This window comes from Vreelandella arcis, assembly GCF_900103865.1.
GTDB classification, from domain to species: domain Bacteria; phylum Pseudomonadota; class Gammaproteobacteria; order Pseudomonadales; family Halomonadaceae; genus Vreelandella; species Vreelandella arcis.
On record NZ_FNII01000007.1, the window covers coordinates 223719 to 248606 of the forward strand.

Here is a 24888-nt window from a genome sequence, read left to right on the forward strand (position 1 = left end):
AGGCAGGAACGGCTGATCCTCGCCGTTAGGTGTGCTATGGCGGATGGTATACCCTGAAGGTCACCCGTCTTTTTAGACGAATGCTAACTGGAAAAGCGAGGCCTCCATGGGGCTCATACAAGGTGATGGAATACGCAGGGCTTGTCTGCGAATGGCTGGTCTGGCGATGGTGATGACCTCATCGGTGTCTATCGCTGCACCGATCCCTTCGCCTTTGGTATTCGCAGGCTCCGACGACTATCCCCCTTTCCAGTGGCTCGACGACAGCGGCGAGCCTCGGGGCTTTGTGATCGATCTGCAAAATGCCATTGCCGATCAGCAGAACCTTGAAGCCGAGCACCGGCTGATGAACTGGGATCGGGCCATCAAGGCGGTGGAAACAGGCGAGGCAGATGTAGTGGCGCTTTTCGTCTCCGAAGAGCGAGAGGAGCGATTCGACTTCACTGCCCCGATCTATCACGTGGCACACGGCATCTATGCGTCCTCGCCTGAAACGATCCAGAAGAACCCGGATGACTTATCTGGCATGCGAGTGGCCATTGTGGAGGGTAGCTATGCGCAGAATCGTCTGATCGAGAACCAAACCCAGGGAGAGCTCATACCCCAGGAGGACATTATAAGCGCCTTGTTGGCCGTCGCCGAAGGCCATGCGGATATTGCCCTGGTTGCCTCCCACACAGCGCGTCATGTCATCGCCGAAGCAGGCCTTGATATCCATCAGGTCAGCCCACCCTTCTGGCCCAGGGCCTACGCATTCGCCGTCAGCCAAGGGCGTGATGACCTGCATGCGTGGCTTGAGGAACAGGTGGGGCTACTGCAAGCCAAGGGCACCTATTTTGAGATACACGCGGACTGGCTTTCCGAAATGGAGTGGCAGCCGTCAACCTGGCGCGACCACCTGCGAACCCTGGCCTTAATAGCGTTGCCGCTGGTGCTGCTGGGCATCGGCGGCTATCTCTGGTCCTGGTTGCTACGCCGCCAGGTAACCCGCAAGACCCGTCTGCTTTCGAGGGAGCTCGAATCTCGTCGATCCTTGCAAAACGAGCTTCAGTATCGGGTTGAGCACGACATGCTCACCGGGCTGCCTAATCGCAACGCTTTCATAAGTAAGCTCGACGGGCTGATCGACGCCGAGCCTGACTGGTCGCCAAGTGTCGCCCTGATCCAGTTGGTCAATCTCGAGCAGTTGATCACTGCCTTCAGCTACCAGGTCGCGCAGGCGTTACAAAAAGCCTTTGGCCGGCTGATGGCGTCTCAGGATGGCCTCCTGGTCGGCGATTTCGGTTCGGGGCTCTTCGCCATTGCCACGCGAAAGCCGCTGGAGGGCAGCGACGTCGTGGGGCGCCTAACCGAGCCGCTCAACCTCGGCGCCGTCGATCTCGATCCCATGTTCGTCGTCGGCATTGTCAACGAAGCAAACCTCGCAGAGGGTGACGGTGCCGACGAAGTGATACGTTGTGGTGTCTTGGCCGTGTCGGTGGCCCGAGAGTCGCATCGCCGTTGGGTAACCTATAGTACGGATCTTGAGCCGGATATCGACGACCTGCTCCTGCTGCAGGACTTCCGTCGTCATGGCACCCGCGACATGTTCCTTGAGTACCAGCCCAAGCTGGATATTGAAACCCGACAAGTGCGGGATGCCGAGGCGTTAATCCGCTGGCGCCATCCCACTTTAGGCATCGTGCCTCCGGGGCGCTTCATTCCCATGCTAGAGCAGGCCGGACTGACACACTGGATCACGCGCTGGGTGATCGAAGAGACCAGCAGCATGCTGGAGCGCACGGGTCTCGGTGCCAGGGGCTTTCGCGTCAGCCTTAACTTGGCGCCCCAGGATCTCATGGAACCTGAACTGGTCGACTTCATCATCCAGCGCCTGGCGTCGCCGATGCTGGCATGCAGTCTCTGGCTGGAAATCACCGAGACCGGCTTCATCCGCGATGCATCGCTCACCCGCGATGTGTTCGCCAAACTTCACGATGCCGGCGCCCGCTTCTCGGTGGATGATTTCGGCACCGGCTATTCATCGCTCTCTTACATGAGCGAGTTTCCCGTTGACGAGGCCAAGATAGACAAAAGCTTCGTGGGTGACATGCTGACCAATGAGCGCCACTTAATCATCGTGCGCTCCACCATCGCCCTTGCCCACGAGCTGGGGCTGACGGTGACCGCCGAAGGGGTAGAGGACAAAGAGACCCTTCAGGCCCTCATCGCCATGAACTGCGATACCGTCCAGGGCTTCTTCCTCTCCCGGCCGCTGGGCGAGGAGAGCCTGCTCACCTTTCTTGATAGAGACTTGGCAAACGAACTCTCGGGAGTGACCACCCGCCAGACGTGAACCGTCTAGCAGAGCGTGCTATTTGGCGGGGCTTGGACGCGGATCAGATTTTCGCACTACGCTAAATAATACGCTTTATACCGACACCCCCCGACAGGTCGAGCATCGCCTAACGCCGGACTTGTGGTCGATTACCGATGCCTTCTACCGTCAATTCGGGTAAACATGGCCGCTACGAGGCTCTTTCATAGCGAGGCACCCCATGGCCCATATCGTGGTATGCGCAGACGGCACTTGGAACCGGCCGGAAGAGGATATAGACAACGACTTTCCCACCAACGTGTTGAAGCTTGCCCGGTCGGTGACCCCGCAGGCGGAAGGCATCAAGCAGCACGTGTTTTACGACTGGGGGCTGGGCTCGTACCACAGCAGCCTCAGCGCGGGCGCCACCGGCGTGGGGCTGCACAAAAACATCCTTGATGGCTATCGTTACATCGTGCAGAACTACGCCCCCGGCGATCATATCTACCTGTTCGGGTTTAGTCGGGGTGCGTACACGGTGAGGGCACTAAGTGGGCTGATTAACAACTGCGGCATTCTCAAACGCTCCGATGCGCGGCTGATTACCGAGGCCTGGAAGATCTACAAGAGCACCAAAAAGACCCATCACCCACGAGGCGAGGCAGCCATTCGGTTTCGTGACAAGCACAGCTACGCGCAGCGCGACGTGCATTTTATCGGCGTGTGGGACACCGTGGGCGCGCTGGGTATTCCAATCAGCATCATGGGCCTGTTCAATGGCACCGACGAATTCTACGACACCAAAATGGGCGCCAATGTCGCCATTGCCCGCCACGCCATGGCCATCGATGAGCGCCGCGAAGACTTCACGCCCACCGTGTGGACGCCACGGCCCGGGGTGGACTTAAAGCAGGTCTGGTTTGCAGGCGTTCACGCCGATGTGGGAGGCGCCTACGAGCCGGATAAACACGGCCTGCAAGCCGCCGACACCCCCCTTGCCTGGATGCTCGACGAAGCCAACACCGCCGGTTTGCTTACCGAACCGCATATTCGCAACAACCTCACCGACGGCACCCACGCCCGGCTTCACCAGTCGCGCAAGCACGTCTACCGTTTCAAGAAGCCGCTGGATCGGCCGCTGGTCATCGATGACAAGCCCACCCTGATTCACCCAAGCGTAAAAGCCCGCTATGAACGCGACGACCGCTACCGCCCAAAGCAGTTAAAAACGCTGGTGGAGCAGTATGGGTGGCAGGGGCTTACTCTGGGCAAGTGATCAGCAATGGTTTGAATTCTGTCCAGCTGCCTGCACGTATAGGCTGTTCCCATAAAAATGTATTCATGAAGCCGTTTTATGCAGAGCAAGCAATTCACAAGGAGTCGTTATGACAACGTTAGTGATCGGCGCAAACGGACAGATTGGTAAATAGTTTTGTGAGCTAGCGCAGTAGGCGGGGACGGCTATCAAGATGATGAGAGGGTGAGCTTGAGCACACCTTTGGAGGCTGTGATCAAGTAGTTTTTATCGCTGGCTCCGGCCTCCACTCTTCGATTAAGTAGGAGAGTTCTTATTCATCTAGAGGTGGCTGTTGCCACCTCTAGATGCTGAGCATATTTTATTTCACAAATCAGGTGTTGGTCCCGAGGGCTTGAGCTGGCGAACGCGACGATGAGCTGCGCATTGCTAAACTCACGCTGATGAATACGGCCGTATTGACTACCAAGCCGCAGAATCCAGCATGCCAGCCGAATGGGGTGCTAACACCAAATTGAAACAATAGGGTCAGTGCAGCACCTATTGCCAAGCCAGAGAAAGCGCCAGCACGGGAAGCACGGCGCCAGAACAATGCACCGAGCAGCATGGGTAGTAACTGCACCACGATGCCATAGGCGCCGAGCAGCAGGTCAACTAATGAACCGGGATTGACTAGGGCAAGCAAGTAAGCCGCAAGTGAAATTAGCACCACGCCGTAGCGAGTCAATTTTAGCGCCTTATTGTCTGGCATGTTGCGAAGTGCTGGTAAGTGCTGGCCCACGTCGCGTACCAGAATAGTAGCGGAGGTATGAGCTAGGTTTGCAGCAGTGGACATGGCAGCGGCCAGGGCGCCGGAGAGAGCCACGCCGATCAGCCAAGCCGGGAAGTCAGCTAACTCGACTACTAGCGTCAGCAATACTCGATCAGCGGAGTCAAGCGGGCGATCCTCTAGCAGTAAAACTCCGGCAAAACCGATAATTAGTAATGGTATCAACAGATAGCTGTAGAGAGGGTAGAGCATGAATACCCGCTTGAGGGTTCGCTCACTGCGGGCGCTATAGAATTTCATGAAAATGTGTGGCCACATTACGCAGCCTAGAGCACTCACTAGAATAGCCGTGGAGAAAGCGCCCCAGCCCATGCCGCCTGCGCCAGGCATGGTTAGGTATTCTGGGGCTTCTCGCTGTAGTTCGCGGAACATCTCGCCGACCCCACCAAAGAACTGGTCAGCCGTCGCCAAGCCCAAAAACCACGCCACGCCCACCATCATCACGCCCTGGAGAAGGTTGGTCCAACCGATGCCTTGTAAGCCGCTTGCATAGACATAGGCAGCGACCACGCCACAGGCGAGTAAACTGCCGAGCCAGAAAGGAATTGTGCCAGAGGTAGCCGCCTCGAAGAGAAGCCCTGCACCGGCGATCTGAATGGTTAAATAGGGAATCATTGCTAGCACGCTCACCACGCCAATGAACAGGCCCAGCAGGTTCCCTCTGGTTGGGTAACAAGCAGAGAGGAACTCTGCTTGAGTTAGGAAGCCATGGCGGCGGCCGAGTCGTGAGATGTAGGGAGCGATCAACCACCACACGATTACGGCCAGTGCCAGATAGGCGATAATATAGAGGGCTGGAGCCCCCTTGCTGTAGGCCCATCCAGGGGCGCCAAGGAAGGCGAAGGCAGAGAATATCTCCGCACCGAGAATAAAGAACAGCACTAGCAAGCCCATGTGTCGGCCGCCAGCCACATACCCTTCCAGAGAGGAGCTCTGATTGTGGCGTGCGCTTAGTCCCACTGTCAGCACAATCAGTAGGTAAGCCAGGGTAATGGTGGTAATCAGCAGTGAATCACTCATCGTCCACCTCCTGTGCGGCATCATGGCGATAGGCAATGACCAGTCCCACGAACAGGGCAAACACCCAGGCTACATACCAGAACAGGAAAAAGGGCAAACCGATTATCATCGGTTCAATACGATTCGCAACCAGCGCGCCGGGCCAGATCATGGCCAGGGCACAGACAGTAAAGTAAATCAGCATTCCCCTAGAAGGAAGCGAGGGTTGAGATTTCATGTGCATACCTCGTTTTATGAAGTTATGTGGTTATTTAGTTATGCCTTTGTAGCGTTATGGGTAGTGGCGTTTGCCTCAGTTATTTCGTAGCGAGAGCGTTAAGGCCGATCGCTAAAAGCAGTCGGCACCCAGTTGGAATCACGTCGTCATTGAAATCATAACGAGCGTTGTGAAGTGGCGATGGGGTATCGCCCTTCGCCGTGCCAAGAAAGAAGTAGGCCCCTGGGCAGCGTTGCAGCATGAAGGAAAAGTCCTCACCACCGAGGCTGGGGTCAACGTCGCGTATTAGGGCCGACTCACCGAGTGTTTGCACAATGCAGGCTTCCACATGACGGGTTTCCGCCTCGGTATTGATCGTCGCCGGAAATATGCGTTGGTAATCGATCTCAATGTCACCGCCATGGGCGATTGCCACCCCTTCACAGACGCGGCGAACCGCATGCTCCATACGATCCTGAGTATCAGCATCAAGGCTTCTTGCTGTTCCGCTGATGCGCACTTCATCGGGAATGATGGCGAAACCGTCCAGGTCGCCGCCCTGCAAACCACATAGGCTCAAGGCGGCGGGCGAGAGTGGGTTGATATCACGTGCGACCACGGAGTGCAGGCTTTGAATAAGGGCGCCTGCCATGCGGACAGGATCCGTCGATAGATGGGGGTTGACGCCGCCGTGGCCTCCCTTGCCGCGTACTCGGATATCTAGACGGTCGGTGGCCGCCATGATCGCGCCGGGTCGAATAGCCACTTGGCCTGCAGGTAGCGAAGGCCAGTTATGTAGGGCATAAATCGCCTGCATAGGAAAACGCTCAAATAGGCCCTCTTCAACCATTGCTCGGCCCCCACCCAGGCCCTCTTCGGCTGGCTGGAAGACGAGATGAAGAGTGCCCGCGAAGTCACGATGTTCGGCTAGGTAGCGAGCCACGCCGAGTAGCAGAGTAGTGTGACCGTCATGGCCACAAGCATGCATCCGGCCGGGCACTGCTGAGGTATAGCTGTGCTCGCTTAGTTCTTGGATAGGCAGTGCGTCCATATCAGCACGTAGACCAATATGTCGTCCGTTGTCAGGTCGTTCACCAGTCACGGTCGCAACGATACCGGTCTTACCGATACCGGTTTCAAAGGGCAAGCCGAGACGTTCTAGCTCTGCAGCGATGCGCTTAGCCGTTTCGTGCTCCTGAAATCCTAGCTCCGGGTGGCGATGTAACTCGTGTCGTATCTGAGTCAGTTCGGCGTGGTGGCGCTCGAAAAAGTTTGGATCGATGAGTTCTGTCATAGTCGATTCGCATGGTTGTGAATGGCCTTTTTAATCTTGGTTGTTTCGATAGCATAGAGAAAATAGTTTTTTTATTAGCTTTCCATACTAATATTGGATGGATTGCGGTAGATGTTATGGCTAGGGGCACCAGATGGATTTCAAGCGTTTAAAATATTTTCAAGTAGTCGTCGAGGAAGGAGCTATATCATTGGCGGCACGGCAGATACCGCTTGCTCAGCCGGCGCTATCGCGTCAATTACAGTTGCTTGAAGACGAGGTCGGCACGACGTTACTAACCCGTTCGCGACATGGTGTTCGGCTTACCGCCGCTGGTGAAGCGTTCTACCGTGATACCCGGCGCTTGCTGGGCGAATTCGACCAGGCTAAGCGTAATGCATGCCGCATAGCAGATGGCCAGTTCGGTCAATTGCGACTGGGAGTAACCGTCATGCATTTATGGGTGCCGCAGATCATTGGCTTGCTCAATCGCTTTCGTGAGCGCTATCCAGAGGTCACGCTGAAGGTGGAGTCATTGCTCTCCGGGCCTCAAATTGAAGCCATTAGGCGTGGTCGGCTTGATGCGGGTATGCTGTTCTTTCCGCCAGAGGAAGATAGCAGCCTGTGTTGTCATTGCCTGTATGAAGATCATCTCGTACTGGTCACCAGTGCCTCCTCACACCTAGCGCATCACCCTCCGCGGTTTCTCGCTGAGCTTAACGACGAGAATTTTATTTGGTTTGACCGCAGTGCTACCCCTGTCTATCACGATAAACTTATTCATGCCTTTCAGCGAGAGGGCTTCACGCCCCATGTGGTGCAAGAGGGAACCGACAATGCGACGATGCTATGCTTGGTGGCTGCCGGTATGGGCTGCAGTATACTACCGGCAATGACCATGGCTGGAGCACCGGAAGGCGTAGTCAGCCATCGCTTAGAAGACCTCAATCTGGTTTTGCCTCTGATGCTGGTGTGGCGGCGAGACTCGGGTCTACCAGCAGTACGCCGCTTAATCGAAATTGCAGAAACTGAATCCTTAGCGACGCATGAAGTGAAGGAATGAGGTTTTATCCTTCAAAGGCGGCTTTGGCAGCAGCCAGGCTTTTTGCCCCACGTTTGGCGTGCTGGGTTAAAGCTGCATTAGCCGCGCCATTGGCTGGGTGCAACGATAGACGCTAGTTCACTCACGCATTCACCCCCTTCATGCCCTCCGGTGTATAACGCTCGCCGATGACCGGTAGGCGAGCAGTGGCCGCCTCAAGTTGTTGCTGCTCATCAGTGGTCAGGGTGATGGACGCCGCTGCTGCATTCTCTTCAAGGTAGCGCAACCGTTTGGTGCCCGGAATCGGTACGATGTTGTCGCCTTTGGATAGCAGCCAGGCCAGCGAGAGCTGCGCAGGGGTGCAGCCTTTGAGTGCTGCCATGTCACCAATCACCTCCGCGATTCGGCGGTTAGAGTCCATGGCCTGTTCAGAGAAGCGCGGCAGGTTAGAACGAAAATCGTCTTCGCCGAAATCAGAGTTTTCTTGAAACCTACCCGTTAAAAATCCTCGGCCGAGAGGAGAGTAGGGCACAAAGCCGATGCCGAGCTCCTTGCAGGTGGGCAGTACCGCTTGCTCCACGTCCCGTGTCCAGAGCGAGTATTCGGTTTGAACTGCCGTCACTGGGTGCACGGCGTGTGCGCGACGCAGGGTCTCGTCGCTAACCTCGCAAAGGCCAATGTGGGCAATTTTTCCCTCTTTAACCAGTTGTGCCAAGCCCTCCATGGTCTCTTCGATAGGGGTTTCCGAGTTAACGCGGTGCACGTAGTAGAGATCGATTTGTTCGATGCCCAGCCGCTTCAGAGACGCCTCGCAGGCCTGGCGGGCATAGCGAGCGCTGCTGTCTAGGCGGCGTTGATACTCACCCGGGTTGCGCACAATGCCAAACTTGGTTGCGATACGTACCTTGGGCTTGTGACTGGCGAGAAAGCGACCAATCAACGCCTCGTTATGGTGCGGCCCGTACATATCCGCCGTATCGAAAAAGTTGATGCCCAGCTCCACCGCTTGCGCCAATACCCGTAGCGACTCGCTATCGTCTCGGGGGCCGTAAAACTCGCTCATTCCCATGCAGCCTAAGCCAATGGCGGAAACGGATAGGTCGGTGCCCAGTGTGCGTGTTTGCATGGTGTCTCTCTCCTGGCGTTTTTTATCAATGCGATGCGCTAGAAACGTGCTCTAGCCGTTCTTGAATCGCGCAGTTACAGCGTGGCACTATCCAGAAATGAAAAAAATTGACGAGTTTCGTAAGCCGCTTTCCGGTTTTGAAAACCAGATGCCGCGTGGGTGGGTATGGGACGATACGCGCACCTTTCTGGCGGTGGCCCGCCATGGCACGCTGAGCGGTGCGGCAGCGGAACTCCACCTAGGCATTGCGACGCTCTCCAGACGTATTGAACGGCTGGAAAAAGCTTTAAAGCTACCGTTGTTTGTGCGTCAGCAGTCGGGCTATCAGCTGACCGAGGAGGGGGCGGGGCTAATCGAAAAAGCCGAGGCCTTGGAAGCCGCTGCCGCGGCTTTTTCCAGCGGAGTGTCGCGCGCCACACAGCTAAGCGGCCGGGTGCGGCTGGCCACCGCTGAAAACCTGGCCACAGCGCTGATTCTGCCTACGTTGCCGCAGTTTCAAGCGCAGTACCCTGGCATCAGGCTTGAGCTGGTGACTGATATCACCACCGTCAATCTGCACCGCCGCGACGCCGACGTAGCGCTTAGAATGGTCAAGCCCGAGCGGGGTAATGTCACCCTTCGTCGCCTTGGCACCCTGGGTTTCGGGCTTTACGCCAGCCCCGATTATGTAGCGCAGCGTGAGGCTCATGATGACGCGGGGGATTACGACTTGGATGCTTTTATCACCTGGGGCGAAACGCAAGCACATCTGCCTGCTGCCCAGTGGGTCGAGCGGGTTCTGCAAGGTCGCGAACCGGCGCTAACCACCACATCGCTGGCGACCCAGCTAGCGGCGGCGAAAGCGGGGTTGGGGATAGCGGTATTGCCACATTTCCTGGCCAGGGAGGCCGGGCTAGACTGTGTTGCTGAGGATATCGGCGTGGATCAACCCATCTACCTCGTCATCCAAACGGATCTCACCCAATCAGGCCGTACTCGGGCCGTGGCGGACTTTCTGGCTGAGTTGGTGGCTAGTAACCGCGAGCGCTTGAGTGGGTGGTATAGTCGCTAAAAGTACTAGAACAGGCCCTAAGCAGTGTGCAAACACCGGAGTACGATCAGCATCCTGAGCAGCTAAACTACTTGATTGTGATGAGGGGCATGTTGCTCTTTATCAAATAAATCTTATCAGGACTGGTCGTAATGCCCACCGATGGCAAAAATATAAATAGCTTTTTCATCGAACCGGTAGATCAGCCGGTCTTTCTGTGAAATGCGCCTTGACCACAAGCCAGAAAGATTGTGTCTGAGGGGCTCGGGTTTTCCGATACCAGCCGTTGGATCGTCAGAGCGGAGCATTTCTTTTAAGAGTTTGCAGAGCGCTTTATGCAGCTTCTTATCTGTTTCACGCATTTTTTCATAGGCTTCCCACGTACGGCCCTCAAATACCAGTGATCTCATCCATCTGCTCATTATCAGGTTGGTATCCTTGACCACGGCTATGGGTATCTAGAGAAGCCGCAATTTGTTGCATGAGGTCTCGGTTCTGAAGCACATGCAGCGTTTCTTGCTCTCTTTCCCAGTCCTCAGCGCTAATCACCACAAACGCCTCTCCGGCACGACGGGTTACCTTTAATGGTTCGTGCCGGCTAATTACTTGTTCTACTACGCTTTTGAGGTTGTCCCTGAATTTGTTAACACTAATAATATCCATAACGTCACCATGATGTACGGAAATGCCGTACAAGTTTACCTCACTTGTTCCTGCATTACCAAGGTCAATAACTGCTATTTATTTGTTCTCTAACTCCCGCTTAAGCCACTCTGCCAGCGGCTCGCTGCGGCGGCCATCGGCTTGGCTGGGCAACCACAGGCAGAGACGGGCGGGGGGCGATACTGCCCTGCCCCAGGGCGCAACAAGCCGCCCGCTCTTCAGATCGTCTTCCACCTCGGCGCTATTGCTAGGCCTAAACCTGCCATTAAACCACTTCACTCAAAACATGACCTGCACCTTTATCAAGGGCAATTCGCTATCGGTGTTCAGATAACAAGCCAAATTATGTCCTAAAACTTATGGGTATTGCTTGAGTCATAGCGTTATTTTTGCCTCCTTTAAATTTGGCTAGCTATGCACTCGGTCATCTTTTGCATAGATCGCTGTATGGAGTCGCCCGTCATCCCCTCGCCACGCCCGGTACATGCCTGGGGTATTGAAGCTCAGCCAAGTTTTTCCATCCGGAGAGACGGCGATAACTCCACCCTGTCCCCCTAACGTTTTTAACTCCTGATGGACGACTTCGTCGCAGGCATCATAAAGGCTACGTCCACCAAAGCGCATGCGGGCCGCAATATCATGCCCTACTACACAACGAATGAAATACTCTCCGTGCCCCGTCGCCGAAATCGCCGCACTGCGATCATCAGCCCAGGTTCCGGCGCCAATGATCGGCGTGTCGCCAATACGTGAGTAGCGCTTATTGGTGATCCCGCCGGTAGAGGTGGCGGCCGAGACATGGCCATGCCTATCGAGAGCAACTGCCCCCACCGTGCCAAATTTATGTCCCGGCTTGTCACTCGCTACTGTCTCTTCAGCGTGGTGATTGGCACGGTTTGGTTCGAGGCTTGGGGCTTCTTGGCTGGAGCGGTTATCCTGCCACTGGCGACGACGCAACTCGGTATCAAACCAATCATTGGCCACCTGGGGCTGATTCTGTGTGCGCAAGAAGTGATCAGCCCCAGCTCCAGCCAACATGACATGATCACTGTGCTCCATGACGGAGCGAGCACCACGGATCGGATTACGGACATAATGGGCACCAGCAATGGCCCCGGCACTTCTATCAGCACCATTCATTATGGCAGCATCCATCTCATGGGTGCCGTCCTCGGTGAATACGGCGCCTTTTCCGGCGTTGAACCAAGGACACTCTTCCAGAGCCACGACACAAGATTCCACAGCATCCAGGCTGGTACCGCCTGCTGCCAACACTCGATAACCAGCATCAATGGATTGTCGTAAGGCCTCATGAATTGCATCTTCATCCTGAGGCGTCAGTAAGCCGGGGGTTAGCACTCCGGCGCCGCCGTGAATTGCAATAGCGATAGGGGCCTGGTTCATGCTGTCGTTACTCCATGATCGAGAATCTGGGTCAAAAACTGTTTCGTGCGAGGGGACTGAGGGGTGTCAAAGAACTGTTGCGGAGGGGCTTCTTCGACGATCTCGCCTCGATCCATGAAGACCACCCGGTCGGCAACGCGCCGAGCAAATCCCATTTCATGAGTGACACAGAGCATGGTCATACCATCGTTAGCGAGATCGACCATCACCTCGAGCACTTCGGCAATCATTTCCGGATCTAGTGCCGAGGTGGGTTCATCGAAGAGCATGACCTGTGGCCGCATGCACAAGGCCCGAGCGATAGCGATACGCTGCTGCTGGCCACCTGAAAGTTGCCCTGGGTATTTATTGGCATGTTCGCGCATTTGCACGCGATCCAGCAGAGTAAGCGCATACTCAATAGCTTCCGCTTGAGAAAGCCCCAGGTTTGCCGTCTGAGGCAAGGTGCAGTTCTTGAGTACACTCAAGTGAGGAAACAGGTTGAAGTGTTGGAAACACATTCCCACATTGCGTCGAATTCGTTGCAGGCGCTTTCGGTCCTCATCCAGCGTTTCTTCAAGAACAGTCAGTGAACCTTGCTGATGCCGCTCCAATTGGTTGATGCAGCGGATCAGGGTCGACTTCCCGGATCCTGATGGACCACAAATGACAATGCGTTCGCCGCTGGTAACTTTGAGCGAAATGTTCTTAAGCGCATGGAAGTTGCCATACCACTTGTTGAGGTTGTTAATGCTGACCGCTGTGGCGTCGCGGTCGACCGGCTCTGTACTAGTGAGTTGGGATGCGGTACTCATAAACGACTCTTTTCCATTTGTTTTTCCAAGTGGCGCGCATAGTGAGACAGGGTGAAGCAGATAATGAAGAAGAATAGGGCCAAGAATAGGTAGACTTCATGCTCAAGCCCCAGCCATTCAGGAGCAGATGTGGTACTCATAGCGATGCCCACCACATCGAGTACGCCTACCACCACGACCAACGTGGTTTCCTTGAACAAGCCGATGAACTGGGTAAGTAACGGCGGGATGGTGTTACGCAGAACCTGCGGCAAGATAATCAGACCCATCGTTTTCCAATAGGAGAAACCGAGGGCCTCGGCGGCTTCGAATTGCCCGCTAGATATACCTTGTAGGCCGCCACGGATGGTTTCTGCCATATACGCCGCAGTGAACATGATCAATACGATCAGTACGCGTAAGAAGATGTCGATGGTCATCCCTTCTGGGAAGAACAGCTGGATCATCAGCGATGCCATGAACAGCAGCGTGATCACGGGTACTGAGCGTACGAGTTCGATGTAAAGCACCGAGAGTAGCTTAATGGCCGGCTTCTTCGAGCGCCGTCCGAGGGCGAGCAAAATGCCAATTGGTAGGGCAAATAGCATGCCAATCACGCCGAGAAAGATAGTGACCAAAATCCCGGCAAACTTCGTTGAAGAAACCTCAGAAAGACCAGCGCCGCCTTTGAGGAGCCACCACATCAAGAACGGCAGAACGATGAGGTATCCCAGCACCCAGCGGCGATCAACTTGCTTGAGGTAAAGCACAGGCAAAATAGACGCTGCCAGCCCAAAAGCGATATTAACGCGCCAGATTTCCGTGTCGGGATAAAAACCGTAGACAAATAGTTCGATGCGTTGTGTCACTGGCAGCCAGCAGGCTCCGTCGCCGACGCAGTCAGCCTTACTGTCGCCAACGAAGGTGGCAGAGAACAACAGCCAATCCAGAGCGAACGGGATGAACCATAGCAATAGCACCAGTGTCGTTAAGCTCAGGCAAGACTGAAATGGCGTTGGGAAAAGCTGCTTTTTGATCCAGCGCGTCGCTAGGTGCTTCCAGGGGTGACGAGGCGGCGCTTGTCGATCGCTGTGAAGCTGTTTAGTCAAAACGGTCATCATAGCTCCTTAACCGTGCGTGCGCAGGCTGATGCGATAGTTATAAATGTTCATCAGTAGTGACGTGATAAGGCTGATAACGCAGTAGGTCGCCATCACCAAGGCAATACACTCGATGGCTTGGCCGGTTTGGTTCAGCGTTGTGCCTCCTGTGGCTGATACCAACTCCATGTAACCGACGACAACGCCTAGGGAAGAGTTCTTGGTGATATTGAGATAAGTACTGGTAACTTGGGGAACCATCGGATAGATAGCTTGAGGCACAATTAAGCGCAGCATGGTGGGCATTTCAGAGAAGCCCAAGGCGCTGGCTGCTTCGTACTGGCCGCGCGAAACGGACTGAATAGAACCACGTACGATTTCAGCAATATAGCTCGCGCTGTAGAAGGAGAGAGCTAACCACAGCGCGAGTAACTCAGGAGTCAGAGTTATTCCCCCTTTTAAGCCAAAACCCCGCAAGACCGGCACATCCCATTGCCAGGAAGTTCCCGTGATGAGATAGACAACCAGGGGGATCGCGATGGCGCCGGTTAGCATTGCCGGCCAAATGGGAGGGCCGAACCCCTTCCAAGGTAAATGTGCCCGATGGCGCGCCATCAACGCGTAACCTAGGACAGCTCCCCCTATGACACACACCAGTCCCCAGCCAACTAGAGAACCATCAGATGCCCATGCGAGTGTCAGGCCGCGGTTGCTGAGATAGCCAACATCGTTAAATGAGATGGCCTGGCGAACATTGGGGAGGGCCAGCATAAGGCCGTACCACCAAATCAAATGTACTATCAGTGGCACGTTTCGCAGGAACTCGACCGCGAGGTGACTTAGCCGCCCCAGCAGCCAGTTCTCAGAAACTCGACAAACGCCAAGAAAGACGCCAATGATCGTCGCCAGAACAATACTTAAAACGGATACTAGCAATGTGTTGAGAAGCCCAACTGCATAAGCTCGCAGATAGGTATCGTCCGGGCTGTAGTCGATTAGCTGGAAACTGATCGCATAACCGGCACGCTCATGCAGAAAATCGAATCCCGAGGCAATGCCCAAGGCATCAAGATTGGCACTGGCATTCGTGACCAGCATATAGAAAGCAATAGCGACAACAGCCAGCACAGCACACTGTTGTAATGTGCTCAGCACGCGTGCGTTATGAAAGATCTTGTTCCACATGAGTGTTACCTGTTGTCAGACCGTACGACGGTGACATAGCAGTTGAGACATGAGAAAAAATACGAGAGCGTCCGGAAGAAGTGACCGTCTGGGCGCTCTAGCTTGGGTAGATACTGACTTATCGAATGGGAGCAGCGTAGAGGATGCCACCCTCGTTCCACAGGCGATTAAGTCCACGCTCGAAATTCAGCGGAGTGTCGGGGCCGACATTGCGATTGAAGATTTCTTTGTAGTTACCGACCTGCTTGATGGCCTGGTAAGCCCACGCATCGTCTAGCCCGAATCGTTCACCAATGTGCCCTTCGGTGCCAAGTAGCCGCGCAACATTGGGGTTTTCAGTATCGTCGCGCATTTCGTCGACATTCTCAGACGTAACGTTGAGTTCTTCTGCGTTCATGAGTGAGAAAGCTGTCCAAGTGACGATGTCTCGCCATTGTGCATCGCCCTGTGGGACATAAGCGCCTAGAGGCTCCTTCGAGATGGCCTCGGGGAGAAGGGTGAAAGCATCCGGGTCAGCAAACTGCGTGCGTCGTGACGCAAGGCCGCTCATGTCGTTAGTGATGGCATCGCAGCGGCCACGTTGAAAGGCATTATACAGTTCGGTACTTTTTTCGATCACCACGGTGCTATAGTTCATATTGCGTCGACCGAAGTAGTCTTCGAGGTTTTGCTCGGAGGTAGTGCCGGGGGAGAGGCAGAAGACGGCACCATCGAGATCCTCGATAGAGCTAACACCGAAGTTGGCATGGGTCATGACACCTTGGCCGTCGTAGAACCAAGGAGTTGTGAAATCAGCCCCTAGATTGGCATCACGCGACGCGGTCCATGTGGTCGCGCGCGACAGTACATCAATCTCGCCAGATGCAAGTGCGGTGAATCTGTTCTTAGCTGTGGTAACCACGAAATCGACCTTACTGGCTTCACCGAGGACTGCTGCAGCCACGCTGCGGCAAAGATCGACATCCATGCCACTCCATTCGCCGTTATCGGTCAGGTAAGAAAATCCGGCTTTATCACTGCTAACGCCGCAACGCAGCGTGTCGCGGGTCTTCACATCTTCTAAGAGACCAGCCTGGGCGGTGCCAATGAGAGCGATACCAATACCAACGCTAAGGACGCTGAAGGTGGCACACTTCTTTATTAAACTAATGTTATTCATGTTTTTCCCTTTTTTATCAAGTTTTTGATCTAATTCTGCACAATATGAAGCGAAGCATCAGGGCACGTTGTGGATTTGCCCTTCGACTCATCAATGAATGTTGAGCGGTATGCATTGCGCCTTAACCCTTCCTAGAAACTCTATCGACCCTGGCAGACAGCTGCCAGCGCTGATTGATCGCTAGATTTGCACTAACTATCGAATATGCAAATAATCTGATATTTTAAAGGTTGCTTTTTCAGCATGGCGGCCATGAGTTCTGTGGTAAAAGAAACAGGGTGCTAGGGTGGTCTTAAAGCTTGTCTGGAGACAACATGGACATTACTTGGTACAGAGACTTTCTAGCGCTTGCCGAAACGGGCAAGTTCACAGCTGCGGCGCGCTTGAGAAAATGCTCGCAATCGACATTGAGCCGCCGGATTCGGTTGCTGGAAACTCACCTGACCACGCAGTTGCTTGATCGACGCACCACGCCTATCCGGCTAACTCCCTCCGGCGATGCGCTCATTCCGGTAGCGTCTGAGTTGGTGAGGCTGTCCCAAGAATGCGAACAGAGTGTAAGGGTCATTAACCGCCCTTTGACCTTCGCTTCGTTGCACACGCTTGCTTGTAACTTCTTCCCTCAATGGATCTCTAAATATTCCTCTTTGGACGAACCGTTATTTACGCGGATCGATACCGGCCATAAGAGTACCGAAAATTATTACATGTCGTTAATGTCGGGGCGGAGCGATTTCATTCTGTTCTACCGTGATACAGAGTCGGAGCGATATTTTCAACGCGATGATTTCGAGGTGCTATCGTTAGGACAAGAAGAGTTGTATTGGGTGGGAACACAAGAGATGGCCGAGCTGTGCGAAAGCTCACAAAAGACTATCCCTTGGCTTACCTATGCACGTTCGGCGCAACTACATGAGTTATCGCGTTCCCAGGTGGCGCGCCATCCTGAGCCGAGCCGTTTAAAGCGGGTTTTCGAAGCCACGGTGTCGGAAGCACTCAAACCTATGGTCGCGTTAGGGCAGGGTATCGCCTGCATGCCCCATAGCATGATTGCTTCGATGATTGATGAAGGCCACTTGGTTAGACTATATCCCGAGATGCCCTCAGAACATGTGGAGATAATTCTGGTCAGGTGGCTAGGAAATAGAAACGCTGCAGCCGATGCTTTCTGGAAATGCCTTGCCAGTGAGCAATCTTAATGTGGAATGTGGCCGGTTAGCTCGATTATGTTCTCTTCTGAAGGTATCCCTTAGAGCAAACTGTGCAGCCTGTTTTTAGGGGTAAAGGGGCGGATGATAGCTGATCAGCCCTACACGAAATCCATTCATGCTTTCGGGAGCAACAGATGGAGAGTGAACTAATTGCTATACCTAGCGTGAAGCCTATCTCTTAAATAGCGTATTGGAGCAGCTTTAAGTGACTTCAAAACACCCCGCCATCCAACTCCCGCTTAAGCCATTCCGCCAGCGGTTCGCTGCGGCGCATATCTGCCTGGCTGGGTAGCCACAGGCACAACTGGGCAGGTGTTTCGATGCTGCCCCAGGGGGCGACCAGTCGACCGCTCTTCAGGTCGTCTTCGATCAATAGCTTGGGCGCAATCGCCACGCCCAAGCCCGCCACCGCTGCTTCTATCAAATAATAAAGATGCTCGAACCCCTGGCCGTTGCTGAGCGCCTCTTCCAGTTGGGTCAGCTCAAGCCCTTGGGCGTTAGCCCACTGCGGCCACGCCTGGGGGCGCGAGGCGGTGTATAGCAGCGTGTTGGTAAACAGCGTTGCCGGCCGGGCGGAGTAGCACTGGGCCGCCAAGCGCGGGCTCGCTACCGCGCAGATGCGTTCCGGGGTTAGTTCGATCACCTGCTTGTCGGCGGGCCAGGGAGGTGCCGAAAACGCCAGACTGGCGCTGGCCTCCGTCTGCTTTTCGGGATGCTCGCTTTCGCTGACCACGACTTTCAGCTTGAGCTCGGGCAGGTCGCGGTGCAGGCGATCCAGGCGGGGGATTAACCAGCGCGCCAACAGGCTGCCCGGGCAGGCGAGGGTGAACGGCGCTTCCTCTACTTCATGCTTGAGGGAGGCGCAACTATCGCGCAGCCGCGTGAAAGCCTCGCCCACACCGTTTTGCAACCGCTCCCCGTAGGGGGTAAGCACGATCCCACGGCCAGCCTTGGCAAACAGCGCGACGCCAAAGTGTTCATCCAGGCTACGCAGCTGGCGACTAACCGCGCCGTGGGTCACGCTTAGTTCATCGGCGGCGGCAGTCACGCTGCCCAGCCGTGCGGTGGCTTCAAAGGCGCGCAAGGCGCTGAGTGGCGGCATGCTGTGTTGCATTGATAGTTGATCCTAGCTCACATGTTGCTGCCATCTTATCGATTTTTATCCCCGCCTGCCTGCGCTACTTTCATTGCATTGTTTGATAACGCATGCCGAGGTCGTGATGAATAAACCCATGGATTTATCTTCCAGCTTGCCCGATGCCAACGGGCTGTTTGGCAGCTTCGGTGGCCGCTTCGTCGCCGAAACGCTGATGCCGTTGATCTTAGAGCTTCAAGACGAATACGCCACCGCCAAAAACGATCCCGAATTCCAGCGCCAATTGGCTTATTTTCAAGGCGACTATGTAGGGCGGCCAAGCCCGCTCTACTTTGCCGAGCGGCTGACCGAGCATTTCGGCGGGGCGAGCATCTACCTCAAGCGCGAAGAGCTGAACCACACCGGCGCGCACAAAATAAACAACTGCATCGGCCAGGTGTTGCTTGCCAAGCAAATGGGTAAAAAGCGCATAATCGCCGAAACCGGTGCGGGCATGCACGGCGTGGCCACGGCCACGGTGGCGGCACGCTTTGGCCTACCGTGCGTGATCTACATGGGCACCACGGACATCGAGCGCCAGCAGACCAACGTGTTTCGCATGAAGCTGCTGGGCGCGGAAGTCATCCCCGTTACCTCGGGCACAGGCACGCTAAAAGATGCCATGAACGAAGCGTTGCGCGACTGGGTAACGAATGTCGACGACACCTTCTACATCATTGGCACCGTAGCGGGGCCACACCCGTACCCGGCCATGGTACGTGATTTTCAGGCCGTGATCGGTCATGAAACCCGAACCCAGATGCTCGAAAAGCACGGTCGCCTGCCGGACTCGTTAGTGGCCTGTATTGGCGGCGGCTCCAACGCCATGGGGCTGTTCCATCCCTTCCTGAACGATTCAGCGGTGCAGATGATTGGCGTGGAAGCGGGCGGCAAGGGCGTGAAAAGCGGCCTGCACGCGGCCAGCCTGAACGGCGGCACCCCAGGGGTTCTACACGGCAACCGCACCTACCTGCTGCAAAACGCAGACGGCCAGATCAGCGACGCCCATTCGATTTCCGCGGGGCTGGACTACCCCGGCATCGGGCCCGAACACGCCTGGCTGCACGAACAAAAACGGGTTGAGTACGTCTCCGCCACCGACGCCGAAGCGCTGGAAGCTTTCCAGATCTGCTGCCGCCAGGAGGGCATCATTCCCGCGCTGGAAACCGCCCACGCCCTGGCGGAAGTCGCCAAACGCGCGCCCACGCTGCCCCGCGAGCATCTGATGGTAGTCAACCTCAGCGGTCGCGGCGACAAGGACATGATGAGCGTCGCCCACCATCTGGGTGAACAACTCGACGAGGCATGCTAATGATCGCCATCCAGGACAACACCATGAACGATACCGTCAATCAGGCCGTGACCCACTCATCGCGTCTTGAGCAGTGCTTTGCCACACTCAAGCAGCAAAACCGCCCGGCGCTGGTCAGCTACCTCACCGCCGGCGACCCGGACGCTGATGCCTCCCGCCGCCTGCTGCACGGTTTGCCGGAAGCCGGGGTAGATATCATCGAACTCGGCATGCCGTTCAGCGACCCCATGGCCGATGGCCCTGCTATACAGAAAGCCGCACTGCGTGCACTGGAAAGTGGCCAGACCCAAGCCAAGACCCTGGAAATGGTGCGTCGTTTCCGTGAGGAAAACAGCTCTACACCAATTGTGCTAATGGGCTATTACAACCCCATTTTCTGCTACGGCGTAGAGCGCTTTTTAACCGATGCGGCAAACGCCGGGGTAGACGGTCTGATCGTGGTCGACCTGCCGCCGGAACATGACGAAGAACTCTGCCAGCCAGCGGCCCGGCACGGCATTGATTTTATTCGCCTGGCGACCCCGACCACTGATGCCAGGCGCCTGCCCAAGGTGCTGGCGAACGCCTCCGGGTTTATCTACTACGTCTCGGTGGCCGGGGTGACCGGCGGCAGCGCGCCCACGCCGGAAAGGCTGGAAAGCTCGGTGGCGCAACTGCGCGAACATACCGACCTGCCCATTGCCGTCGGCTTCGGTATTCGCACTGCCGAACAAGCCGCCACCATCGGCCGCTTCAGCGACGCCGTGGTGGTGGGCTCGGCGCTGGTCGACTGCATTGAACACGCCGCCAGCGCGGATGATGCCGTCGAGCAGGTGCACGGCCTCGTCAGTGAACTGGCGGAAAGCGTCAGGGCGTGCCGGCAGTAGATAGAAAGTGATCTTATTGGGCAGCATCACATAGCAAAAAAGAGCTAATATGGCGAAAAGATAATAGTTGAGATACCTTCAGTCTGAACCATTCATGAGGTGAGACTATGAACATCCAAGAGCTTGTCAGTGAAGCAGAGTCATTACCCGTTGAAGAGCGTGCAAGAGTTGTCGATGTGTTGTTGCGTAGCCTCAACTCCCCTGAGGCTGATATCGACAAGCAATGGGTCGATGTTGCCCGCAGCCGCTTAGACGATATACGGGCGGGTAAAGTGGCTACGGTTTCAGGCGAGCAAGTATTCGCTAACCTTCGGGCAAGGCTTGAGAGATGAGTGTTCGCTTTCACCCTGAAGCGGAAGCAGAGGACACAAGCGGCCTCCAGACATTCTCAACGCCAATTGACAACGTCACGGCGACCACAATAACCCCGCCATTACCCAGTTGAACCCCTTCACGACCCTGGTGTGTTGAATACGCTTGCCGACGAGGTTGCCGATCATCACATAACTGCCGGCCGCGCCCGCCGCCATGGCGGATAGCCCTAGCTTATGCCGGTAGCACTATGGGTGCTTGTACATAATTGCTCATCAACTGTGCAATGATGGCCTATCGTTAGTGAACACCACCGAGGGGGCGTTATGAAAAAGCTCTTTTCACTGATAATGGTGCTGGCGTTGGCCGGCTGCGCTGCCATGGAGCCGCATGCGGAGCGTGACGTCCAGCGCGACGCCGGTCTGGCCATCCAGGAGATCTACGAGCAGGCGCTGCCGACGCTGTCCGAGAACAAGCAGCGCCACTTTGCCCAGCGGCTCTACCGCCTGACGGGCGAGCAGCGCTGGCGGGCCCTCAATCGTGCCTACGGCGAGCGTCTAATTGTGCAACTCGAGGAGGACATCGTCGGCCTCGCCGAGCCCGGGTACGCGGCTGCCCGCAGCCGGACGATCGTTGCCGACTACTCCCAGAGCACGGCCAAGCAGCGCGCCCGGCGCGCCATGCTGGGTGAGTGGGGGGAGATCGCCTTCGCCCGTTCGCTGTTGTTCCGGCTGGTCCAGGCCGAGTACCACGACCTGCTGCCGGCCATTGAGAATCACGAACGGGCGCTGGGCTACCAGGCAGAGGTCGACTGGTCGACCTTCCTGACCGACCCCTCGGTGATCGGGGTCTATGCCGCTCAGGTGGCCAACTATACGTACTTCCTGCACCAGCTCGGCGTGATGGATCTGCGCCGGGAGGTGGAGGAAGCCTTCCGACGCCACTACCCGCCTGATCGAGTCGCCGAGCTCGACGACGCCGAGTACCGTAACTGGCTCTATGGCCTGACCCACTTCGTCATCGCCGACAGCCACTACTACCAACGGAAGGTGGATCCGGAGGTACACGCCTGGGTGCTTGAAGCGCTGGAGCGGGAGACGGCCGGCATCCTGGCCCGGGCCACGGCCGACATCCAAGCCGAGGTGGCATTGGCCTTCCTGCTTGCCGGCCGCGAGAACCACCCGCTGGTGGGCCGGGTGCGCGAGTCGCTGGTGGCGGCGGTGGATCCGGCCAGCGGCATCATCCCCTCGCCCTCGGGGGAAAAGGGGCTGGCGGGTGGTGAACACCGCAATGTTCTGGCGATCATGGTGTTACGCTGGCCGGGCCGCCTGCATCCCGGCCCCGACCTCTCGGACTCGCTTGGCTTACGCTCAGCTGAATAGATTGGAATTGCCCCTGTGTTGGAGGCGCACGGTTGAATTACCTCAATGTGCCTACACTGATGGGGTATCAGTTCACCATAAGGAGGTGCTATGACCACGCTAGTGATTGGCGCGAACGGACAGATTGGCAAACAGTTCTGCGAGCTGGCCCAGCAGGCGGGCACGCCCATCAAGGCGATGCTGCGCAGCGACGAGCAGGTACCATGGTTCAAGGAGCGCGGCATCGACACCGTGGTTGCCGACCTGGAAGGCGACTTTGCCCACGCCTTTGAAGGCTGCGACCAGGTGGTCTTCACCGCCGGTTCAGGCCCCCACACCGGGCCGGATAAAACGCTGCTGATTGATCTTTACGGGGCCATTCGCGCGGCGGATATCGCAAGCGAGCAGGGCCTATCGCGCTACGTGATGATCAGCGCCATGCGCGCGGAAGACCCCATGCAAGCGCCGGAAAAACTGCGCCCCTACATGGCCGCGAAGTTTGCCGCCGACGCCCACCTGCGCACCAGCGGCGTGCCCTACGCCATCCTCAAGCCCGGCCGCCTGACGGACGAACCCGCCAGCCAGCAGTTTGCGGATTCCCTGGATGAAGCGGGCGATAACCAGATATCCCGCGCCAACGTCGCCCACGCGCTGCTGCATACCGTGCAAAACGCCAACATCACCAACCAGGAATTCATGCTGCTGGACGGTAAGCGACCGATAGGTGAGATCATCAAATAACCATCGCCGCAGGCATTGCCCGTCTAATAACCAACACGCCGCCGCCCTGAGTCGCTTTCTCGATACAAGGGTGGCGGCGTTGCGTTATGGTCTCTGTTACCGCAGGAAGCCACCATCCAAGTTCTGACAACTCGAGAAACTCGATGAAAAAGCTATTATCACTGTTAGTCGTGCTCGCGCTGGGCTATGCCGGGCTCTATGTTTATTACGGCGTGACTGTGAAGCAGGAAGCGCAAAAGCAGCTGGATGACCGTGGCCTTTCCTCCATCAGCGTGGATAACGTCGAGTATGGCCTGCTGGCGCCCATCAGCACCTCCGCGAACATCACCATGACCGTCGCGTACCGCGGCGCTGAGGTGGCACTGGATTTAGCAGTGCAAGGGCACCCGGTATTTTCAGACGAGGTAAGCGTCGAATTCGACGGCCTTCAGGCGCTGCGCCTGGGCATCGGCTTCGGACAGGGCGACGATTAAAAAAGCCGTATTAAAAAGCACAACAAAAACAAAGGAGCAGGGCATGAACCAACATGAAACGCTCAACTACGTCGAGTTCGCCGCCAAGGACTTGAACGCCACCAAAGCCTTCTTCTCAGCCGTGTTTGGCTGGGAGTTTACCGATTACGGCCCCGAATACACCGCGTTTGCCAGTCAGGGGCTGGACGGCGGCTTCTACCAGGGGGACGCCTGCAGTCGCACCGCCAACGGCGCTGCCCTGCTGGTGTTCTACAGCGAACACCTGGAAGCCACCTACAACAAGGTGGTGGACCACGGCGGCGAGGTCATAAAGCCGATTTTCGAGTTCCCCGGAGGCTTTCGCTTTCACTTCATCGAACCCAGCGGCAATGAGTTTGCCGTTTGGTCAGAGACGCGCGCCTAACGCCTACCTTCGGGCTGATTGATATTGAGCCGGTTGATAATGAACAGTAGGAACGCGTTATCAAACAATCAAGCTAGGCAGTAGACGTGAGCGGTAACCAAACGTGCTCATAACCAATCGATAACGCCACGGCGACAAGCAACCCTGCCATCAGCCAATTGAAGCCCTTAACGATTCCTGGGTTTTTAATACGATTGCCTACCACGCTGCCGATCATCACATAACTGCCGGGTGCGCCTGCGGCTAGCATCGCCAGCCCGAACGCCCAAACCACTAAGCTAAGCCCATGAATGTCAGCGGCAGGAAACTGCAGTGTGGCGATGGGCAGGGTGGCCACAATGGCTTTGGGGTTAAGCAACTGCATGATGAGCCCGTCTCGAAAACTTAACAGCCGAGGGACGTTATCCGGCTTGTTTAAATCAATGTTTGAACGGGCAATTTTGCTCGCGAGATAAACAATATAGCCACAGCCCAAAGCACTCACCACAAGCAGTGCTTCATCGTTAATCCAAGCAGCCCCCACCCAGCCCAATACCAATAAGTAAACCAGCATGGCGGTGCCCACGCCCAGGCAAAATCCTACCGATTGTTTGGCGCGACCATTGATGCCAATATTCAGGCCAAGCAGATTCACAGGCCCAGGCGAATACATAGCGCCTAGGGCATAGGCGACGATTGCTAACATGGTGAAGCCTCTATTCTGGTACTTAGGTGTAAGGGTCT

At 56.1% G+C, this 24888-nt stretch carries 25 protein-coding genes and 2 pseudogenes; 13 read left to right on the plus strand and 14 right to left on the minus strand.

The window, feature by feature from the left end:
• Window positions 1-172 precede the first annotated feature (172 nt).
• The 3 genes and pseudogenes from BLR97_RS10485 to BLR97_RS19950 form a co-directional block, all read left to right on the plus strand.
• Window positions 173-2335: a putative bifunctional diguanylate cyclase/phosphodiesterase gene (locus BLR97_RS10485; protein ID WP_170833011.1), complete on the plus strand. Its 2163-nt coding sequence runs from the start codon at window positions 173-175 to the stop codon at window positions 2333-2335.
• Window positions 2336-2537: 202 nt separating this feature from the next.
• Window positions 2538-3572 carry a DUF2235 domain-containing protein gene (locus BLR97_RS10490; protein WP_089706022.1) on the plus strand — a complete coding sequence of 345 codons (1035 nt, stop codon included), beginning with the start codon at window positions 2538-2540 and terminating at the stop codon, window positions 3570-3572.
• A gap of 109 nt (window positions 3573-3681) precedes the next feature.
• Window positions 3682-3844: pseudogene (locus tag BLR97_RS19950) on the plus strand (SDR family NAD(P)-dependent oxidoreductase); the annotation flags it as partial.
• 80 nt (window positions 3845-3924) lie between these two features.
• Here the strand turns inward: BLR97_RS19950 and BLR97_RS10500 are convergent.
• From BLR97_RS10500 to BLR97_RS10510, 3 genes are all read right to left on the minus strand, one after another.
• Complete coding sequence (locus tag BLR97_RS10500) at window positions 3925-5400, minus strand: sodium:solute symporter family protein (protein ID WP_089706025.1); 1476 nt, start codon at window positions 5398-5400, stop codon at window positions 3925-3927.
• Window positions 5393-5617 carry a DUF3311 domain-containing protein gene (locus tag BLR97_RS10505; RefSeq protein WP_089706028.1) on the minus strand — a complete coding sequence of 75 codons (225 nt, stop codon included), beginning with the start codon at window positions 5615-5617 and terminating at the stop codon, window positions 5393-5395. Before BLR97_RS10505 ends, BLR97_RS10500 begins: the two co-directional genes overlap by 8 nt.
• A 79-nt stretch (window positions 5618-5696) precedes the next feature.
• Entirely contained in the window at window positions 5697-6890 is a 1194-nt protein-coding gene (locus BLR97_RS10510) for a M20 aminoacylase family protein (RefSeq protein ID WP_089706031.1), read from the minus strand.
• 133 nt (window positions 6891-7023) lie between these two features.
• On the opposite strand from BLR97_RS10510, the gene BLR97_RS10515 reads away from it, so the two are divergent.
• Complete coding sequence (locus tag BLR97_RS10515) at window positions 7024-7932, plus strand: LysR family transcriptional regulator (protein ID WP_089706035.1); 909 nt, start codon at window positions 7024-7026, stop codon at window positions 7930-7932.
• A 121-nt stretch (window positions 7933-8053) separates the two neighbouring features.
• Here BLR97_RS10515 and BLR97_RS10520 read toward each other — a convergent pair whose 3' ends face one another.
• The gene (locus BLR97_RS10520; protein ID WP_089706038.1) at window positions 8054-9037 is read right to left on the minus strand and encodes an aldo/keto reductase; all 984 of its coding nucleotides are present in this window, start codon (window positions 9035-9037) and stop codon (window positions 8054-8056) included.
• Window positions 9038-9134: 97 nt separating this feature from the next.
• Between BLR97_RS10520 and BLR97_RS10525 the strand changes: the two genes are divergently transcribed.
• Window positions 9135-10088 (plus strand): LysR family transcriptional regulator, encoded by a 954-nt coding sequence (locus tag BLR97_RS10525; protein WP_089706041.1) that lies wholly within the window; start codon window positions 9135-9137, stop codon window positions 10086-10088.
• Window positions 10089-10204: 116 nt separating this feature from the next.
• Here BLR97_RS10525 and BLR97_RS10530 read toward each other — a convergent pair whose 3' ends face one another.
• The 8 genes and pseudogenes from BLR97_RS10530 to BLR97_RS10565 form a co-directional block, all read right to left on the minus strand.
• Window positions 10205-10477, minus strand: coding sequence for a Txe/YoeB family addiction module toxin (locus tag BLR97_RS10530; protein WP_089706044.1), 273 nt, complete (start codon window positions 10475-10477; stop codon window positions 10205-10207).
• Window positions 10458-10730, minus strand: a complete 273-nt coding sequence (locus tag BLR97_RS10535; protein ID WP_089706049.1) for a type II toxin-antitoxin system Phd/YefM family antitoxin — start codon at window positions 10728-10730, stop codon at window positions 10458-10460. The genes BLR97_RS10530 and BLR97_RS10535 overlap by 20 nt, the downstream gene beginning before the upstream one ends.
• Window positions 10731-10808: 78 nt before the next feature.
• Window positions 10809-10996: pseudogene (locus BLR97_RS10540) on the minus strand (LysR family transcriptional regulator); the annotation flags it as partial.
• Between the two features lie 142 nt (window positions 10997-11138).
• Window positions 11139-12134: an isoaspartyl peptidase/L-asparaginase family protein gene (locus BLR97_RS10545; protein WP_089706052.1), complete on the minus strand. Its 996-nt coding sequence runs from the start codon at window positions 12132-12134 to the stop codon at window positions 11139-11141.
• Window positions 12131-12928 carry an amino acid ABC transporter ATP-binding protein gene (locus tag BLR97_RS10550; RefSeq protein ID WP_089706055.1) on the minus strand — a complete coding sequence of 266 codons (798 nt, stop codon included), beginning with the start codon at window positions 12926-12928 and terminating at the stop codon, window positions 12131-12133. Before BLR97_RS10550 ends, BLR97_RS10545 begins: the two co-directional genes overlap by 4 nt.
• Window positions 12925-14025, minus strand: a complete 1101-nt coding sequence (locus BLR97_RS10555; protein ID WP_089706058.1) for an amino acid ABC transporter permease — start codon at window positions 14023-14025, stop codon at window positions 12925-12927. Before BLR97_RS10555 ends, BLR97_RS10550 begins: the two co-directional genes overlap by 4 nt.
• 9 nt (window positions 14026-14034) lie before the next feature.
• A complete protein-coding gene (locus BLR97_RS10560) occupies window positions 14035-15192 on the minus strand; it encodes an amino acid ABC transporter permease (RefSeq protein WP_089706060.1) in 1158 nt (385 codons plus the stop codon).
• A gap of 118 nt (window positions 15193-15310) precedes the next feature.
• Entirely contained in the window at window positions 15311-16351 is a 1041-nt protein-coding gene (locus tag BLR97_RS10565) for an amino acid ABC transporter substrate-binding protein (RefSeq protein ID WP_089706063.1), read from the minus strand.
• Window positions 16352-16665: 314 nt separating this feature from the next.
• Between BLR97_RS10565 and BLR97_RS10570 the strand changes: the two genes are divergently transcribed.
• Window positions 16666-17550, plus strand: a complete 885-nt coding sequence (locus BLR97_RS10570; RefSeq protein ID WP_089706066.1) for a LysR family transcriptional regulator — start codon at window positions 16666-16668, stop codon at window positions 17548-17550.
• A gap of 223 nt (window positions 17551-17773) precedes the next feature.
• Here the strand turns inward: BLR97_RS10570 and BLR97_RS10575 are convergent, their stop codons facing one another.
• Window positions 17774-18676, minus strand: coding sequence for a LysR family transcriptional regulator (locus BLR97_RS10575; RefSeq protein ID WP_089706069.1), 903 nt, complete (start codon window positions 18674-18676; stop codon window positions 17774-17776).
• A 106-nt stretch (window positions 18677-18782) separates the two neighbouring features.
• On the opposite strand from BLR97_RS10575, the gene trpB reads away from it, so the two are divergent.
• The 7 genes from trpB to BLR97_RS10610 all read left to right on the plus strand — a co-directional run bounded on the left by trpB (window position 18783) and on the right by BLR97_RS10610 (window position 24165).
• Window positions 18783-20009: a tryptophan synthase subunit beta gene (gene trpB / locus BLR97_RS10580; RefSeq protein WP_089706072.1), complete on the plus strand. Its 1227-nt coding sequence runs from the start codon at window positions 18783-18785 to the stop codon at window positions 20007-20009.
• Window positions 20010-20056: 47 nt separating this feature from the next.
• The gene (trpA, locus tag BLR97_RS10585) at window positions 20057-20875 is read left to right on the plus strand and encodes a tryptophan synthase subunit alpha (protein WP_089706189.1); all 819 of its coding nucleotides are present in this window, start codon (window positions 20057-20059) and stop codon (window positions 20873-20875) included.
• 107 nt (window positions 20876-20982) lie between these two features.
• Window positions 20983-21207: an addiction module protein gene (locus BLR97_RS10590; protein WP_089706075.1), complete on the plus strand. Its 225-nt coding sequence runs from the start codon at window positions 20983-20985 to the stop codon at window positions 21205-21207.
• 306 nt (window positions 21208-21513) lie between these two features.
• Window positions 21514-22569: a DUF3541 domain-containing protein gene (locus tag BLR97_RS10595; RefSeq protein ID WP_089706078.1), complete on the plus strand. Its 1056-nt coding sequence runs from the start codon at window positions 21514-21516 to the stop codon at window positions 22567-22569.
• A gap of 90 nt (window positions 22570-22659) precedes the next feature.
• Complete coding sequence (locus BLR97_RS10600; protein ID WP_089706079.1) at window positions 22660-23289, plus strand: SDR family oxidoreductase; 630 nt, start codon at window positions 22660-22662, stop codon at window positions 23287-23289.
• Window positions 23290-23432: 143 nt separating this feature from the next.
• A complete protein-coding gene (locus tag BLR97_RS10605; RefSeq protein WP_089706082.1) occupies window positions 23433-23762 on the plus strand; it encodes a hypothetical protein in 330 nt (109 codons plus the stop codon).
• 43 nt (window positions 23763-23805) lie between these two features.
• Window positions 23806-24165, plus strand: a complete 360-nt coding sequence (locus tag BLR97_RS10610; RefSeq protein ID WP_089706083.1) for a VOC family protein — start codon at window positions 23806-23808, stop codon at window positions 24163-24165.
• Between the two features lie 73 nt (window positions 24166-24238).
• On the opposite strand, the gene BLR97_RS10615 is transcribed toward BLR97_RS10610, so the two are convergent.
• Window positions 24239-24850, minus strand: a complete 612-nt coding sequence (locus BLR97_RS10615) for a LysE family translocator (RefSeq protein WP_089706085.1) — start codon at window positions 24848-24850, stop codon at window positions 24239-24241.
• Window positions 24851-24888: the final 38 nt, after the last annotated feature.

Bases quoted from the DNA above. Each gene is read 5' to 3' on its own strand.
- BLR97_RS10525 (WP_089706041.1), top strand. From the start codon at position 9,135: ATGAAAAAAATTGACGAGTTTCGTAAGCCGCTTTCCGGTTTTGAAAAC.
- BLR97_RS10490 (WP_089706022.1), top strand. From the start codon at position 2,538: ATGGCCCATATCGTGGTATGCGCAGACGGCACTTGGAACCGGCCGGAA.
- BLR97_RS10510 (WP_089706031.1), bottom strand. From the start codon at position 6,890: ATGACAGAACTCATCGATCCAAACTTTTTCGAGCGCCACCACGCCGAA.
- BLR97_RS10530 (WP_089706044.1), bottom strand. From the start codon at position 10,477: ATGAGATCACTGGTATTTGAGGGCCGTACGTGGGAAGCCTATGAAAAA.
- BLR97_RS10595 (WP_089706078.1), top strand. From the start codon at position 21,514: ATGAAAAAGCTCTTTTCACTGATAATGGTGCTGGCGTTGGCCGGCTGC.
- BLR97_RS10520 (WP_089706038.1), bottom strand. From the start codon at position 9,037: ATGCAAACACGCACACTGGGCACCGACCTATCCGTTTCCGCCATTGGC.
- BLR97_RS10505 (WP_089706028.1), bottom strand. From the start codon at position 5,617: ATGAAATCTCAACCCTCGCTTCCTTCTAGGGGAATGCTGATTTACTTT.
- BLR97_RS10570 (WP_089706066.1), top strand. From the start codon at position 16,666: ATGGACATTACTTGGTACAGAGACTTTCTAGCGCTTGCCGAAACGGGC.
- BLR97_RS10545 (WP_089706052.1), bottom strand. From the start codon at position 12,134: ATGAACCAGGCCCCTATCGCTATTGCAATTCACGGCGGCGCCGGAGTG.
- BLR97_RS10555 (WP_089706058.1), bottom strand. From the start codon at position 14,025: ATGACCGTTTTGACTAAACAGCTTCACAGCGATCGACAAGCGCCGCCT.
- BLR97_RS10515 (WP_089706035.1), top strand. From the start codon at position 7,024: ATGGATTTCAAGCGTTTAAAATATTTTCAAGTAGTCGTCGAGGAAGGA.
- BLR97_RS10500 (WP_089706025.1), bottom strand. From the start codon at position 5,400: ATGAGTGATTCACTGCTGATTACCACCATTACCCTGGCTTACCTACTG.
- BLR97_RS10610 (WP_089706083.1), top strand. From the start codon at position 23,806: ATGAACCAACATGAAACGCTCAACTACGTCGAGTTCGCCGCCAAGGAC.
- BLR97_RS10590 (WP_089706075.1), top strand. From the start codon at position 20,983: ATGAACATCCAAGAGCTTGTCAGTGAAGCAGAGTCATTACCCGTTGAA.
- BLR97_RS10575 (WP_089706069.1), bottom strand. From the start codon at position 18,676: ATGCAACACAGCATGCCGCCACTCAGCGCCTTGCGCGCCTTTGAAGCC.
- BLR97_RS10605 (WP_089706082.1), top strand. From the start codon at position 23,433: ATGAAAAAGCTATTATCACTGTTAGTCGTGCTCGCGCTGGGCTATGCC.
- BLR97_RS10485 (WP_170833011.1), top strand. From the start codon at position 173: ATGACCTCATCGGTGTCTATCGCTGCACCGATCCCTTCGCCTTTGGTA.
- BLR97_RS10600 (WP_089706079.1), top strand. From the start codon at position 22,660: ATGACCACGCTAGTGATTGGCGCGAACGGACAGATTGGCAAACAGTTC.
- BLR97_RS10560 (WP_089706060.1), bottom strand. From the start codon at position 15,192: ATGTGGAACAAGATCTTTCATAACGCACGCGTGCTGAGCACATTACAA.
- BLR97_RS10535 (WP_089706049.1), bottom strand. From the start codon at position 10,730: ATGGATATTATTAGTGTTAACAAATTCAGGGACAACCTCAAAAGCGTA.
- BLR97_RS10550 (WP_089706055.1), bottom strand. From the start codon at position 12,928: ATGAGTACCGCATCCCAACTCACTAGTACAGAGCCGGTCGACCGCGAC.
- BLR97_RS10615 (WP_089706085.1), bottom strand. From the start codon at position 24,850: ATGTTAGCAATCGTCGCCTATGCCCTAGGCGCTATGTATTCGCCTGGG.
- trpB (WP_089706072.1), top strand. From the start codon at position 18,783: ATGAATAAACCCATGGATTTATCTTCCAGCTTGCCCGATGCCAACGGG.
- BLR97_RS10565 (WP_089706063.1), bottom strand. From the start codon at position 16,351: ATGAATAACATTAGTTTAATAAAGAAGTGTGCCACCTTCAGCGTCCTT.